This is a genomic window from Kitasatospora sp. NPDC059577 (assembly GCF_042735475.1).
In the GTDB taxonomy this organism is placed as follows: Bacteria; Actinomycetota; Actinomycetes; order Streptomycetales; family Streptomycetaceae; genus Kitasatospora.
This window is the reverse complement of record NZ_JBHWBZ010000070.1, coordinates 3,895-18,036: the sequence shown is the minus strand read 5'-3', so window position 1 is coordinate 18,036 and position 14,142 is coordinate 3,895. Positions and strand designations below refer to the sequence as shown.

At 73.0% G+C, this 14,142-nt stretch carries 14 protein-coding genes (1 of these 14 only partly in view); 6 read left to right on the top strand and 8 right to left on the bottom strand.

The genetic code is table 11. The features are described from left to right. Positions 1-81 precede the first annotated feature (81 nt). The gene (locus ACFV0O_RS35770) at positions 82-291 is read right to left on the bottom strand and encodes a DUF397 domain-containing protein (protein ID WP_380348184.1); all 210 of its coding nucleotides are present in this window, start codon (positions 289-291) and stop codon (positions 82-84) included. After that, positions 275-1,135: a helix-turn-helix domain-containing protein gene (locus ACFV0O_RS35765; RefSeq protein WP_380348182.1), complete on the bottom strand. Its 861-nt coding sequence runs from the start codon at positions 1,133-1,135 to the stop codon at positions 275-277. Before ACFV0O_RS35765 ends, ACFV0O_RS35770 begins: the two co-directional genes overlap by 17 nt. A 234-nt stretch (positions 1,136-1,369) precedes the next feature. Between ACFV0O_RS35765 and ACFV0O_RS35760 the strand changes: the two genes are divergently transcribed. Next, positions 1,370-1,732, top strand: a complete 363-nt coding sequence (locus ACFV0O_RS35760; RefSeq protein ID WP_380348180.1) for an ATP-binding protein — start codon at positions 1,370-1,372, stop codon at positions 1,730-1,732. Beyond that, positions 1,729-1,980: a hypothetical protein gene (locus ACFV0O_RS35755; RefSeq protein ID WP_380348178.1), complete on the top strand. Its 252-nt coding sequence runs from the start codon at positions 1,729-1,731 to the stop codon at positions 1,978-1,980. Before ACFV0O_RS35760 ends, ACFV0O_RS35755 begins: the two co-directional genes overlap by 4 nt. 98 nt (positions 1,981-2,078) lie before the next feature. Here the strand turns inward: ACFV0O_RS35755 and ACFV0O_RS35750 are convergent, their stop codons facing one another. The 5 genes from ACFV0O_RS35750 to hisC all read right to left on the bottom strand — a co-directional run bounded on the left by ACFV0O_RS35750 (position 2,079) and on the right by hisC (position 7,576). Next, the gene (locus ACFV0O_RS35750; RefSeq protein WP_380348176.1) at positions 2,079-2,732 is read right to left on the bottom strand and encodes a hypothetical protein; all 654 of its coding nucleotides are present in this window, start codon (positions 2,730-2,732) and stop codon (positions 2,079-2,081) included. A 12-nt stretch (positions 2,733-2,744) separates the two neighbouring features. Continuing rightward, positions 2,745-3,959, bottom strand: a complete 1,215-nt coding sequence (locus ACFV0O_RS35745; RefSeq protein ID WP_380348174.1) for an ABC transporter permease — start codon at positions 3,957-3,959, stop codon at positions 2,745-2,747. Then, the gene (locus ACFV0O_RS35740) at positions 3,956-4,759 is read right to left on the bottom strand and encodes an ABC transporter ATP-binding protein (RefSeq protein WP_360258692.1); all 804 of its coding nucleotides are present in this window, start codon (positions 4,757-4,759) and stop codon (positions 3,956-3,958) included. Before ACFV0O_RS35740 ends, ACFV0O_RS35745 begins: the two co-directional genes overlap by 4 nt. Before the next feature lie 2 nt (positions 4,760-4,761). Then, complete coding sequence (locus ACFV0O_RS35735; RefSeq protein WP_380348171.1) at positions 4,762-6,144, bottom strand: efflux RND transporter periplasmic adaptor subunit; 1,383 nt, start codon at positions 6,142-6,144, stop codon at positions 4,762-4,764. Between the two features lie 352 nt (positions 6,145-6,496). Continuing rightward, positions 6,497-7,576, bottom strand: coding sequence for a histidinol-phosphate transaminase (gene hisC, locus ACFV0O_RS35730; RefSeq protein ID WP_380348169.1), 1,080 nt, complete (start codon positions 7,574-7,576; stop codon positions 6,497-6,499). Positions 7,577-7,922: 346 nt separating this feature from the next. Between hisC and ACFV0O_RS35725 the strand changes: the two genes are divergently transcribed. The 3 genes from ACFV0O_RS35725 (at position 7,923) to ACFV0O_RS35715 (ending at position 11,894) form a co-directional block, all read left to right on the top strand. Continuing rightward, complete coding sequence (locus ACFV0O_RS35725; RefSeq protein ID WP_355668971.1) at positions 7,923-9,080, top strand: LacI family DNA-binding transcriptional regulator; 1,158 nt, start codon at positions 7,923-7,925, stop codon at positions 9,078-9,080. A gap of 283 nt (positions 9,081-9,363) precedes the next feature. Then, positions 9,364-10,710: a metallophosphoesterase gene (locus tag ACFV0O_RS35720; RefSeq protein WP_380348166.1), complete on the top strand. Its 1,347-nt coding sequence runs from the start codon at positions 9,364-9,366 to the stop codon at positions 10,708-10,710. A 239-nt stretch (positions 10,711-10,949) separates the two neighbouring features. Then, on the top strand, positions 10,950-11,894 hold the full coding sequence (locus ACFV0O_RS35715) for a hypothetical protein (protein WP_380348164.1): 945 nt from the start codon (positions 10,950-10,952) through the stop codon (positions 11,892-11,894). On the opposite strand, the gene ACFV0O_RS35710 is transcribed toward ACFV0O_RS35715, so the two are convergent. Then, the gene (locus tag ACFV0O_RS35710) at positions 11,852-12,367 is read right to left on the bottom strand and encodes a hypothetical protein (protein ID WP_380348162.1); all 516 of its coding nucleotides are present in this window, start codon (positions 12,365-12,367) and stop codon (positions 11,852-11,854) included. The two genes, ACFV0O_RS35715 and ACFV0O_RS35710, sit on opposite strands and share 43 nt — an antisense overlap. A 367-nt stretch (positions 12,368-12,734) precedes the next feature. On the opposite strand from ACFV0O_RS35710, the gene ACFV0O_RS35705 reads away from it, so the two are divergent. Further along, on the top strand, positions 12,735-14,142 hold the 5' portion of the coding sequence (locus tag ACFV0O_RS35705) for an alpha/beta hydrolase family protein (RefSeq protein WP_380348160.1). The gene runs 239 nt beyond the window's last position; the window shows 1,408 of its 1,647 coding nt (coding positions 1-1,408); the start codon lies at positions 12,735-12,737; its stop codon lies off the right edge, out of view.

Below are 14,142 nucleotides of genomic sequence, written 5' to 3'. Positions count from 1 at the left end.
TTTTTTTTTTGTGTTACCCCCCCAAACATACTTGGGGCGGCCCCTTGTTCTTTACCCCCCGCCCCCCCCCGGACCGATGCGCTAAGCGGACGTGGTGAGGTGGTCGAACTCGCCCGCCTTCGCACCCTGGAGGAAGGCCGCGAACTTGGCCGCGCTGGTACGGACGATGACGTCACCCTCATCGGACTCACGGAGTTCGATCACTCCATCGGCGCCGCGCACCTCGACACAGTTGTTATTCGCCTCGCTGAAGCTGGACTTCTGCCACTCCAGGCTATGCATACGTGTCATTCATTTCCTCCACGATCGAGCGGATGTAGTCTCGCGACTCGCTCTCTGGCAGAGCGACGGCTTCGATGCGCCGGAAGATTGCGCGATAGCCCGCCAACTGGGCGGGAGAGTCAAAGATGTGAGAGCCGTGGGACGAGTCGGCCTGAACAGTGTCCAGCTCGGGCACCGGGCCCTCCGCGAAGGCCAAGTTCTCGCTGGGACCAGGGAAGTCGGCCGTGTCAAATGGCACAACCTGCAGTGAGACCCCTGGAAGCTCTGAATCCTTGATGAGGGACTCAAGCTGCCCTCTGAGGATGGCAGGGCCGCCGTATTGGATACGTAGTGCTGCCTCGTGGACGAGCGCCGAGTAGGGCGTTTCTCCGGCCCGAACGAGCTGCTGCCTCCGCAGGCGGAAGTTCACCCTGCGATCGAGTTCCTGATCGGACAGGGGTGTGTAGCCCTTCGCGAACACAGCTGTGGCATAGGAGGCCGTCTGCAGCAGTCCAGGGACGAAGCCGATCGTGAAGCTTCTGAGCCTCCTCGCGTGACCTTCGATCTCCGCCACATCGATCGGGGCCGCCGCAAGTAGACCTCGATATTCATCCCACCAACCCGGCTCCCGGTCTCCCGCCATCTCGGCGAGCGCGTCGATCAAGGGCTCGTTGAGACACATACAGGCCTCTGCGATCTCACGCAGGCGCTCCGGGCTGACGGCGGACTTCCCGTTCTCCATCTGGGTCACCAGGGCAGCCGTCACCCCAAGCAGTTGGGCGAGGTGGCTGCCGCCGAAGCCGGCTTGCTCTCGCATCCTCCGCAGTTCGGCGCCGAGACGGCGCTGGCGAAGGGTCGGGGTTCGATTGGCCATGGCGTCCTCTCTGCAAGTCCAGGAGCCAGTGTCCCACTGACGGGGGAACCTTCTCGCATTCGGCTTAACTTTAAGAGTCCATACGCTAGGGTCATCCCAGATCGATCCGATGGATCGTCAGAAGACCCTCTGACCTGGGCAGTAGGCGCCTGCTGCCCGCCCGCCGAAGAGCAACCAGTCCCTGGCCTGGCTCACGGCTACCCCCTCCCACACCACAGCCTCGCGGAGGTTCCCGTGTGCACCCGTAACACCCCCTCGCTCACCCTCAGCCGCCAGGCGCTCCGGGACGTCCTGGTCCGCGCCGCCTGGGACCCCGAGACCGTCTTCAACGCCGAACTCGCCCTCGCCGAGCTGATCGTCAACGCCTGGCGGCACGGCGGCACCCCCGCGCCCGTCGTCTACTTCTCCCTCCTCGGCCACACCCTGCGGGTCTGTGTCGCCGACGAGAGCGACGCGCTCCCCCAGGAGCGGTGCTCCGCCCCCACCGCCGAGTCCGGGCGGGGTCTCCAGCTGGTCTCCGGGCTCACCCACTGGTGGGGCGTCGACCCGCAGAAGCGCGGCAAGACGGTCTGGTACGAGCTGGACTCCGCCGCGTGAGCCGCCCGCCCGTCGCGCCGGACGACCCCCGGATGCACGACTACACCGCGCCGCAGATCACCGCGCTGCTCGGTGAGCTGCACCGGCGGGGCCTGCGGTACGGCCTCCTCTGGGGTTCGGCCTCGGCCGGGGAGAGCACCCTCGACGGGCGTCTGCTCGTCGACTTCGGCAACGCGCCCGTGAGCACCCTCCTCAACCTCCTCCACCTCCTGCGCGACACCGACCGGAACGCGGCGTGGGAGCAGTGATGCCGCGCCCCCGGAGCGGCGAACCGCGCTGAGCACGTGCGAAGGCCCTCGCCCAGGGAAGGGGCGAGGGCCTCGCGGTTCGTCCGACAGGCTCCGGGTCAGCCGCCGGACGGGTTCCGGTTGCCGCCGGCCGCACCTCCGCCGAAGCCTCCTCCGCCGAAGCCGCCGGCGGCGTTGCCTTCGACGAGCTGACTGGCGGTGTAGCCACCGTTGGCGTCGGGGGTGCCGACGACGGTCACGCTCTGGCCGGGCTGCAGGTCGGTGACCTTGCCGTCCTTGTTGAGCTGGACCTTCGTCGCGTCGCCGGTGGTGACCTTGACGGTGTTGCCATTGGAGTCTGTCAGGTACACGACGTTGCCGTCCACGGCTTTCACGGTGCCCCGGGCGAAGCCGGGCTGTCCGCCCTGCCCCTGCCCCTGCCCGCCGCCCTGGCCCCTACGGCCCGAGCCGCCCTGTCCGGCGCCGGCCTGCCCGTATCCGCCGCCCGCTGCGGGGCGCTGAGCGCCGGCCGCCGCGGCCGGCCGGGAGGACTTCCCGGCGGGGGAACCGTTGTTCTGCTCGTACCAGACGCCGCCCGCGAACGCGCCGGTGGCGATCACGCCGCCGGCCAGCACCAGGCTGATCCAGGGCAGCTTCCGGCGCGGCGGCGCGGCCAGTTCGCCGCTGACGTCGCGGGCGTCCGGCGGGGTGGAGAGCAGGGCGACCTGCTCGGCCTGGGTACTGCTGACCGTGGCGATCTCGTTGCTGCTCATGGGTGTGGAGTCCTACTCGTGCCGGAGGGCGTCGATCGGCCGCAGCGAGGCGGCCCGGTTGGCGGGGTAGCTGCCGAAGAACAGCCCGATGGCGACGGCGATGCCGAACGCTCCGAGCACGGATTCGGGGATCACGACCGGCTTGATGCCGACGATGCTGAAGTGCGAGCCGACCATGCCGGCCGCCACGCCCAACCCCGCTCCGATCACCGACAGCAGCGTCGACTCGGTCAGGAACTGCCCGAGGATCACGGCGCGCGGGGCGCCGAGCGCCTTGCGGATGCCGATCTCCCGGGTCCGCTCGGTCACCGTCACCAGCATGATGTTGGTGATCCCGATCCCGCCGACGAGCAGCGAGATCGCCGCCACCGCGCCGAGCAGCACGGTGAAGGTCTTGGTGGTGCTCTCCCTCGCCGTGAGCAGCGAGGCCTGGTTGGTGATCCGGAAGTCGGCCTTGGACGGGTCGCTGATCGAGTGCGCCGCGAGCAGGACCCGGGTGATCTCCGACTGGGCCGCCGTGGTGGTGTCCGCCGAGGCGGCCTGCACCAGGATCTGGTTGACCGCGCCGAAGCCCGTGAAGGCGTTCTGCACGGTCGGCAGCGGGGCGATCACCACGTCGTCCGGGTCGGTGAAGCCGCTGCCGCCCTTGGCCTGCAGCACGCCGACCACGGTGAACGGGGTACCGCCGAGGACGATCTGCTTGCCGACCGGGTCCTCGGTGTCGAACAGCTGCTTGGCCGTGGTGGCGCCGAGCACGGCGACCTTGCGCGAGCCGAGCACGTCGTCGTTGGTGAAGTACTCGCCCTTCGCGACCTTCTGGTTGGAGGTCTCGAAGTACGCCGGGTAGGTGCCGACGATCGAGCCCGGGCTGTACGAGATGTTGCCGTACAGCGCCGTCCCGCTGGTCGTGACGACCGGGGCCACCGACTTGATCGCGGCGGAGGCGCCGGCGTCGCTCGCCAGCGCCTTGGCGTCCGCGACCGTGAGCTTCTTCACCGAGGAGGCCGCCCGGGCGCCGCCGGCCGCCGAACCGGAGCTGACGGTCAGCGAGTTGGTGCCGAGCGAGGTGATCGAGTCCTTGACCGCGACCGACGAGCCGTTGCCGACCGCCAGCAGCAGGATGACCGAGGCGACGCCGATCAGCACGCCGAGCATGGTGAGCGCCGAGCGCACCTTGTTGGCGGCCAGGCCGCCGACCGCGAAGCGGAGTGTCTGCCAGAGGATCACGCGGGCACTCCCAGGTCGTGGAGGGCAGGTGGCGGCCCCTCCACCGGGGCCTGCCGGATGTCGCTGACGATCTGCCCGTCGACGAGGCGCAGCACCCGCTTGGCGTGCCGGGCGACCTCGTCCTCGTGGGTGATCAGGACGACCGTGCGGCCGGTGGCGTTGAGCCCGTCGATCAGGCCCAGCACCTCCTCCGTCGAGCGGCTGTCGAGGTTGCCGGTCGGCTCGTCGGCGAGCAGCATCGCGGGCGCGGTGACCAGTGCCCGCGCCACCGCGACGCGCTGCTGCTGGCCGCCGGAGAGCTCGTTGGGCTTGTGCCCGGACCGCTCGCCGAGGCCGACCAGGGAGAGCGCGGCCAGCGCCCGGCGGCGGCGCTCGGAGGCCCGCACGCCGGCGTAGGCGAGCGGCAGCTCGACCTGGGAGAGGGCGGTGGTGCGCGGGATCAGGTTGAAGGACTGGAAGACGAAGCCGATCTTGCGGTTGCGCACCAGGGAGAGCTGCTGCTCGTCGAGGTGACCGACGTCGACGCCGTCCAGCAGGTAGCGGCCGGAGGTCGGGACGTCGAGGCAGCCGAGGATGTTCATCAGGGTGGACTTGCCGGAGCCCGAGCTGCCCATCACGGCGACGAAGTCGCCCTGTTCGATGTCCAGGCTGACGCCCTGGGGCTCGCCGGTCTCCGGGTCGTCCGGGCCGCGCAGCGCGTGCACGGTGGCGTCGCCGTGCCCGTACGACTTGGTGAGCCGGCGGATCCGGATCACCGGCACGGGCGTCGCGGGGACGCGCTTGTCGATGACGTGACGCATGCTCAGCCTCGACCGCCCCGGCCGCCGCCCGCTCCGCCGCCACCGCCGCCGCCGCCCGTGCCGCCGGGGAAGACCCCGCCGCCCGCGCCGTTGCCGCCCCGGCCGTTGCCACCGGCGCCCGGGAAGGAGCCGTTCGGGAAGCCGTTGGTGCCGCTGGTGGTGGGGAGTTCGACCTTGTCGCCCTCCTTCAGACCGGAGACCACCTGCACCGTGCTGTCGCCCTCGACGCCGACGCCGACGTCGACCCGCTCGGAGCTGCCGTCCTCGTGCAGGACGGTCGCGGTGCGGGAGGTGCCGGTGCCCGACAGGGCGGCGGTGGGCAGCGAGAGCGCGTTGTCGGCCTCGCCGGTGATCACCTGGACGGTGGCGCTGAGGCCGGTGCGCAGCGTGCTGGTGTCGCCGGTCAGCTGCAGCGTCGCCGAGTACTGGACGGCGGAGGAGCCGGCCGCGCCGCCGGAGCCGCTGCTACTGGGCAGCGAACTGATCGACAGGACGGTCGCGTTGAGCTTGGTCTCGGACTGCGCGTTCAGCGCGACGGTGGCCGCTTCGCCCTTCTTCAGCTTGAGCGAGTCGAGCTCGGAGAAGTTCGCGGTGACCTGCATGCCGGTCGGGTTGGTGAGCACGATGAAGCCGTTGGGCGCGCTCGAACCCGTGCTGGTACCGGTCGACTTGGTGGAGGATCCGGAGCCGGTGGAGCCGGAGGCGGTCGCCCCGACGGTGTCGCCGACCTTGTTCGAGATCGAGGCGACCGTGCCGTCCACCGTGGCGGTCAGGGTGGTCCCGGCCAGCGCCGCCTGGGCGTTGGAGAGGCTGGTCTGCGCGGTGGCGACCTGCTGCTGGGCCTGGGCCACGGCCGCGTCGTCGACCTTGGTGGTGGTGATGGTGGTGGTCTGCGGGGCGGGCGTACTGCTCCCGCCCGCCCCGCGTCCGCCACCGCTGCTGCCCGATGCCCCGCTCGTCACGCCGGGCAGCGGCTCGGTGGTCGTGGTGGTGACCCCGGCCTGCGCCTTGGTGAGGTTGGCGTTGGCCGTGGTGAGGGCCACCCGGGCCGCGTCCACCTGCTGCTGGGCCGCTGTGGTGTCGACGGTGGCGAGCACCTGGCCCTTCTTGACGGCGTCCCCGACCGCGACCTTGACCGCGGTGAGCTTGCCGCCCGTGGTGAAATCCTGGGCCGCGTCGGTGGGAGACACCAGGGTGCCGGTTCCGGACACGGTGGCCAGGACCGTTCCCTTGGCGACCGTCGCCGTACGGGCCGTGGGCTTGGCCGAAGCCGGGCCGGAGCTTCCGCTGACCGTGGAGTACACCAGGGCCGCACCGCCCAGCAGGGCCACGCCCAGCGCGGAGTTGACGAGGACGGCACCGCGCCGCCGTGGGAGCACCTTCATGCCGGACAGCTTCGCGGGGACCTCTTGCGTCGCCCTGGGCGCCGGCTGGGAGAAGACTGACCGGTCGGATCCGGGCATGCCGGACATACCATCCTCCCCGTGCCGCCCGCTTGGCCGCTCCGTGGCCGACCGTTGGCCGAACTCCCAGCAGGCTCCCAGCGATCCACAGCCATCCGGGAGCGAGCCGGGAGCGAGCCGCGCCCGCACCGGCCCCCGCGCCGGGCGCCCGCACCGGTCCCCGAGCCGGCGCCCGCGCCCGGCGGACGGAGCACCGGGGCACCGCGCGGGAACGCCGCAGGGGCGCGCCGACGACCGGCGCGCCCCTGCGACTGTCAGCAGCTCAGGACGGGTTTCAGAGCGTCTTGCGGAACGCCTCCGCCACCGACAGGAAGATCGAGTTGCCCTCGGTCTCGCCGATCGACACCCGCACGCCCTCCGGGAACGGCCGCACCATCACGCCCGCCTCGGTGCACGCGGCGGCGAACTCCGCCGAGCGCTCGCCCAGCCCGAGCCAGACGAAGTTGGCCTGCGAGTCCGGGATCTCCCAGCCCTGGGCGCGCAGCCCGGCGACCACCCGGTCACGCTCCCCGACCAGCGCGTCGACCCGCTCCAGCAGGGCCTCCTCGGCGCGCAGCGAGGCGACGGCGGCGTTCTGGGCGAGCTGGTTCACGCCGAACGGGACGGCGGTCTTGCGCAGCGCGGCCGCGACCGGCTCGTGCGCGACGGCGAAGCCGACCCGCATGCCCGCCAGGCCGTACGCCTTGGAGAAGGTGCGCAGGACGCAGACGTTGGGGCGGTCGCGGTAGAGGTCGATGCCGTTGGGCACCTCGGCGTCGCGGATGAACTCGATGTAGGCCTCGTCCACGACCACCAGGACGTCGCCGGGGACGGCGTCCAGGAAGCGCTCCAGCTCGGCGCGGTGGATCACGTTGCCGGTCGGGTTGTTGGGGTTGCAGACGAAGACCAGCCGGGTGTTCGGGGTGATCGCCGCGAGCATCGCGTCCAGGTCGTGGTCACCGCCCGCGGTGAGCGGCACCGGGACGGGGGTGGCACCGGCGATCTGGGTGATGATCGGGTAGGCCTCGAAGGAGCGCCAGGCGAAGATCACCTCGTCGCCCGGGCCGGCCGTGGCGAGGATCAGCGACTGGGCGACGCCGACCGAGCCGGTGCCGGTGGCGATGTGCTCGGCGGGCACGCCGAAGCGCTCGGCGAGCACCTCGGTGAGCTCGGTGACGCCCATGTCGGGGTAGCGGTTGAGCGAGCCGGCCGCCTTGACCGCCGCCTCCAGCACGCCCGGCAGCGGGTCGTACGGGTTCTCGTTCGAGGACAGCTTGTAGGCGTCGGCGCCGGCCGGCTTGCCGGGCTTGTAGGTGGGGATGCCGTCCAGGGTCGGCCGCAGCCGCGGGCCCTGCGCTGACGTACCACTGCTCACGGTCGTACTCCGTTTCCAGAAGTTGCACAACTGTCCGGTGCGCTCGCCCGTCACGGACGGGGTCGCCCCCCGTGCCCGGGATCTCCTGACGCGCCCGGACCACCCCGGTCGGGTGCCTTGCACGATACCGAGCGCCCTCACCCGTAGGAGTGAGATGCCCGGACGGGCTACCGGTGCAGATCAGCCATTCTGCCCGGTTCCTTTGGCACATGTCAGAGGTAAGAGGCCAGGTTTCGGGAGGGTATCGAAGGGGCGCACCCCGGCTCACTCGTGGAGAAACGTATCTCCGAAGGCTCCCGATGCGCCGGTCACAGACCCTTGTCAGGAGCCATACGATCGGTCCGCCATGACAGCAGCAGCCAACCAGAGCGGTCGGCGACCCACCACCTCAAGGCGCCTGGAGCGGGCCGGCATCCGGGATGTGGCGGCAGCCGCCGGAGTGTCGATCACCACCGTCTCCGACGCGCTGAACGGTAAGGGCCGCCTGCCCGACGAAACCCGCAGCCGGGTGCGCGAAGTCGCAGAGCGCCTCGGCTACCGCCCCTCGGCCGCGGCCCGCACCCTGCGCACCGGACGGTCCGGCCTGATCGGGCTGACCGTCACGACCTACGGAGAAGAACCCTTCACCTTCACCGAGTTCGCGTACTTCGCCGAAATGGCCCGGGCCGCCACCAGCGCCGCACTCGGCCGCGGGTACGCCCTGGTGGTGCTGCCCGCCTCCTCGCGCCACGACGTCTGGGGCAACATCGCCCTGGACGGCACCGTGGTCATCGACCCGCCCGACCAGGACCCGCTGGTGAGCGAGCTCTACCGGTCCGGCGTCCCGGTCGTCAGCGACGGCAAACCGGGCAACTGCCCGGTCACCGCCTGGGTCGACAACGACCACGAGGCCGCCGTGCTCGGCATCCTCGACCACCTCTCCGAAGCCGGCGCCCGCCGGATCGGCCTCCTCACCGGCACCAGCACCGACACCTACACCCGCCTCTCCACCGAGGCCTACCTCGGCTGGTGCGCCAAGGTCGGGCAGGAACCGGTGTACGAGGCCTACCCGGCGCACGACCCGGCGGCCGGCGCGGTCGCCGCCGACCGGCTGCTCGCCCGCCCCGACCGGCCGGACGCCGTCTACGGACTGTTCGACCCCAACGGGACCGACCTGCTCGCCGCCGCCCGCCGCTACGGCCTGCGGGTACCCGACGACCTGCTGCTGGTCTGCTGCAGCGAGAGCGACGTCTACGCCGCCACCGAACCGCCGATCACCACGCTCTCGCTCAAGCCGCGCAAGATCGGCACCACCGTGGTCAACCTGCTCATCGACGCCATCGAGGGCGTGGACTCCGGGACGGGCGTCGACATCGCGCGGCTCTTCCCGCCCCGCTTCCGCACCGCCGGCACCGGACCGCCCCCGGGCACCCTGATGCCGACCGAGCTGATCGTCCGCGCGTCCTCCCAACGCCGGAGCCCGCGCACCACCGTCAGCCCGCCCCGCCCCCCGGGCGAGGTCTAGACCGTTGCCGCCGACCGGCGTCGACGGGGCGTCCGCCGGGACGCCCACGGGACGCCGGACCGGCCCCCACCCGGCCGCGTCCGGACCCCGATCCGACCCCGATCCGACCCCGGTCGGACACCGACCGGAGCCGGGCGAGCACGAAAGACGCCCGGCCAGAGCTGACCAGACCACACCGAGCCAGGACAAAACGGACCGCGAAGGGCCGCCCGGCTGACGCTCCGGAGGATTGGATGCCCACCAGGTGACGACGGCGGGAGAGTGGTCTTCCTATGATGGGCGAATGACACCCGAGGACCGCTTCCCCGGGCCCGAGCACCCCCACTCGGGCCCCCGCCACCAGCCGGACCTCGACGTGCTGCCCTACGGCACCTATTACGAACCCGAGCCCGCCCAGGGCTACCAGGGCACCCCCTACGACGCCGAGACGTACAGCGGCTACGGCGGCGCCCGCTACCTCGAACAGCACTGGCACACCGACGGCCAGGGCCACACCGTGCACGCCCAGGGCCACGGCGCGGGCGACTCCCAGGACCAGGCACCGGTGTTCGCCCACCAGGACCACCCCGGCTACGAGGGCCAGGAGCACCCCGGCTACGACGGCCAGGACCACGGCACCTACGAGGGCCGGGACCACGCGGCCTACGACGACACCAGCGGCTACGACGACCGCGCCGGCTACGAGCCGACCCTCCCCGACCAGCCCTCCCCGGCCCTGCAGCTCGCCGGCCGCGACGACCCGCCGACCATCGAACTCGGCCCGCCGCTGCCCGACCCGGCCGCCCCGACCTACCCGTACCCGGCACCCGGCCCCGGCGAGCCGCCCGGCCCGGTCTACGTCGTCGGCGACGTGCACGGCTACCTGGAGGAGCTGCGCGCCGAACTCCACCACCAGGGCCTGATCGACGCCGACGGCCACTGGTCCGCCGGCCGCGCCCGGATCTGGTTCCTCGGCGACTTCACCGACCGCGGCCCCGACGGCATCGGCGTCATCGACCTGGTCATGCAGCTCGCCGCCGAGGCCGCCGCGGCCGGCGGCTACTGCCGCGCCCTGATGGGCAATCACGAACTGCTCTTCCTCGGCGCCGCCAGGTACGGCGACGAGCCGGTCCAGTCCACCGCCGGCACCGCCTCCTTCCTGGCCGCCTGGCGGCTCAACGGCGGCCAGCAGAACGACCTGGACCGCCTGGAGGCGCACCACATCAGCTGGCTGTCCCGGCTCCCCGCCATCGCGCTGGAGGACGACCACCTGCTGCTGCACTCCGACACCACCGCGTACCTGGAGTACGGCGAGTCCATCCCCGACGTCAACGACGCCGTGCACGGACTGCTCGCCGACGGCACCGTGGACGAGTGGTGGGACTGCTTCCGCCGCTTCACCAAGCGCTTCGCCTTCCGCGGCGACGCCGGGCCGACGGCCGTCCACGAGCTGCTGGACACCTACGGCGGCCGCCGGATCGTGCACGGGCACAGCCCGATCCCGTACCTCACCGGCGCGGTGCACGCGGACGACGGCCAGCCCCCGCACATCCCCGGACCGTACGTGTACGCGGACGACCTCGCGGTGGCGATGGACGGCGGCGTGACCATGGAAGGGCGCCTGCTGGTCGCCCGACTGCCCATCAACTAGCGCCCCGGCCAAGCCCCTCCGTCGAACGGCAGTTCCCGGCGCCCGGGCCGTCGCACGCGCGCGGCCCGGGGCGCGAAATTCCGGAAACCGACTGTCAGCCCGGGCGCCCCCGCCCCTACCATGAGGCACACCACACCCGGCCGCCCGTCCGGCGGCCCGCCTCCGCACCCGTTCCGGCGCCCCGAGGGCGCCCGCGCCCCCGGGACGGAACGAACGGGGTCCGCACGAACGGGGTCCCCATGTCCGACAACCCCCCGCCACTGCTCGCCGAGGACCGCCCGGAGTACGAGCGCCTCCTCGCCGAAGCCCTGCGCGACCGCACCGTCCTCACCGCCCTGCGCGCCCCCGGCGCGCTCACCACCGACCAGCTGCGGATCCGCGCGCTGCGCGACGCCGACGGCGTCAACGCCGCGGCCGCCACCGAGTACGCGCACTACGCCCGGCTCCGCGAGAGCCTGCGCACCACACCCCCACCGCCGCCCGGCACCGAGCCCACCGCCCCCCGCCTGCTCACCCAGCTGCGGTCCGCGAACGGCGGCGCCGGGCTCTTCCCCGTCCTCACCGTGCTCACCCCGATCCTGGCCTGGACCGCCGCCGTCCTCCTGCTGCTGATCGGCTACCTGCTGCGCGCCGCCGACCCGGACCTCGCCCTCGCCCGCTCCCTCGTCACCGCCGGCTGGGTCGCACTCGCCGCCGGGGTCGCCGCGATGGCCATCGGCATCGTCGGCCTGCTGCTCACCGCCATACGCGACGGCGCCTCCGCGGCCCCGGCCGGCACCGACCCCGAGCTCGCCGCCGAACTCGCCGACGCCCGCGCCGAATGGCGCGCCGCCCTGCGCGACCGCGGCCTGCTGCCCTACCTGCACGCCGCACTCCCGCCCGTGCCCGGCAACTCCGGCAGCGCCGGAGGCACCGACGCCGGCAGGGGCGGCAGGGGCAGCGGTGAAGGGGCAGCCGACGGGCCCGGCACCGGCGCGGATCCCGGCCCCGCCGAAGGACCCGACTTCAGCAGCCCCGACTTCAGCAGCCCGGGCTACACCTCCCCCTCCTTCACCAGCCCCGGCCCCGACGGCCTGACCGACCCCGAGGGCCGCACCACCCGCCCCGCCGCATTCACCACCCCGGACTTCACCGGCCCCGGCTACACCCCGCCCGCCTTCACCGGGCCCGACGACGTCACCTGAACCGCCGTCAACCCGGCGGCGGCACCGCCCGACCGCCGCGCACCGTCGCCGAGCAGCCTCGCGGTCAGCGCTCCCTGGCCGCGCGCGATCCACCGCACCGGCCAGCGCAGCAGCACGTAGAGGCACAGACCCCAGCCCGCCGCGTGCACCGCCCAGACGCCGGCCATGGTCGGGCCGCCCCACGCCTGGTGGTAGTCCGTGTCCAGGTACCAGACCGGGTAGCCGAAGTTCCGAACCGAGTTGAACAGCGCGTACCCCACCAGGACGAACGCCGCCGCGTCCAGCGGCAACCCGAACAGCACCCGGCCCAGCACCCGGCCACCGGTCCAGCCCGAGCCGCCGGACACCCGCCCCTGCCACCGGGCGGCCCGCCGGGGCTGCCCGGCCAGCACCAGTGCCGCCCCCGCCACCCCGGTCGGCAGCGCCAGGAAGGCGCCTGCGGCGGTGACGGCATGACGGCGGATCGCGGACATTCTCGGGCTCCTCACCCTCGTGCGGCTGATGGCCCCACACTCCCGTGCCACCGCCCGCCCGGTCGTCACACCGCGGAGCCGGATCCGCCGTCATACCCCGGTACTACGGCTTCCGCTTCCGCACGTCCGTCAGCGCCCGCAACTCGGGAGGGCGGCCGGCCGAACGCGCGGCCGCAGCCACGCAGTCGCCCTGATCCGCTCGGACATCCCGTCCGCTCGGACCGACTCCGCGTCTGCCGACCCGTCAGTTCGCCCCACCCCTGGGGTTTTCCCCACCCGTGACGCGGGGGCGGCCACCATCGCCCGACCACCCCGTGCCCGGCCAGGCTGGACCCCGACGAGAACACCGGCACGGGGGAGGACCGCGATGAGCACCGGACGCCACGGACCACTGCGCACCGCACGCCACGGACCACTGCGCACCGCACCGACGACACCGCTGATCACCGTGCTCCTGGCAGCCCTGGCCGTCCTGCTCCCCGGGGCCGGACGGGCCGCCGCCGCGCCCGGTCCGGCCGAGCCGGTCGGCACCGTGGTCGAGTTCACCGGCGCCGGCGGCACCGTCCTGCACGGCCTGGTGCTGGCACCGCCCACGGCGGCGGCCGGCACCCGCGGCCCCGGACTGGTCATGATCCCCGGAGCCGGCCCGGGCCCGCTCGGCGACCTGCGGCCCGCCGCCGAGGCCTACGCCCGGCGCGGCATCACCACCCTGGTCTTCGACAAGCGCACCGACGGCTACTCGATGACCCACCGCGACTACGGGCAGCTCGCCGACGACGCCCTCGCCGCCCTCCGGCTGCTGCGCTCCCGGCCGGAGGTCGAACCCGACCGGGTCGGCCTGTGGGGCCTCTCCGAGGGCGCCTGGGTGGTCTCGCTCGCCGCCACCCGCTCCGACGACGTGGCGTACCTGGTCACCGTCGGCGCGGCCGGGCTCACCCCGGGCCGCCAGCAGTCCTGGGCGTACGACGGCTACCTGCGCCACGACGGCATCTCCGGCTCACTGCGCACCGCCCTGCCGGACACCTCGATCCGCGTGCTCGGCGCCGCCGGGATCTTCCCCGAGGCCGACTACGACCCGGTACCGGTCTGGGAGCGGGTCCACCAGCCCGTCCTCGCCGAATGGGGCACCCTCGACCGCGAGGCCGCCCCCGAGGAAAGCGCCACGATCATCCGGCAGGCCCTCGACCGCGCCGGCAACGCCCACTACACGCTGCGGACGGTCCCCGACGTCCGGCACAACCTGCACGTCACCCACGACGACGGGTACGACCGGCCCGACCGGCTGCCGCCGGACTACGCCGACGCCGAGGCCGCCTGGGTCCGGGGGCTCGCCACCGCGCTCCCCACCGCCTCCGCCGACCCGCCCCCGCACCAGACCACCCACAGCCACGCGCTCGCCCCGGTGCGCTGGTACGAGTCCGCCTGGTCCGAGGCCGTCGCCACCCTGCTCTGTCTGACCGGCTTCGCGGGCTACGCACTGACCGGCGCCGCCCGCCGGATCCGCCGCCGCCCGCGCTCCACCGCCCTGCCCCGCGCCGCCCGCTGGGCGGCCGTCACCGGCACCGCCGGGCTGGTGGGCGGGCTCGGCTACCTGCTCTTCCTGATGGTCACGGCCGCGATGTACCCCGGCCCGGTGCTGCTCGGCCGACCGGTGGTCTGGCTGGCGGTGCAGCTGCTCGCCCTGACCGCCGTCGGGGGGGGGGCCCGCGGGGGGGCCCCCCCCCCCCCCCCCCCCCCCCCCCCCCCCCCCCCCCCCCCCCCCCACCCACCGCGAC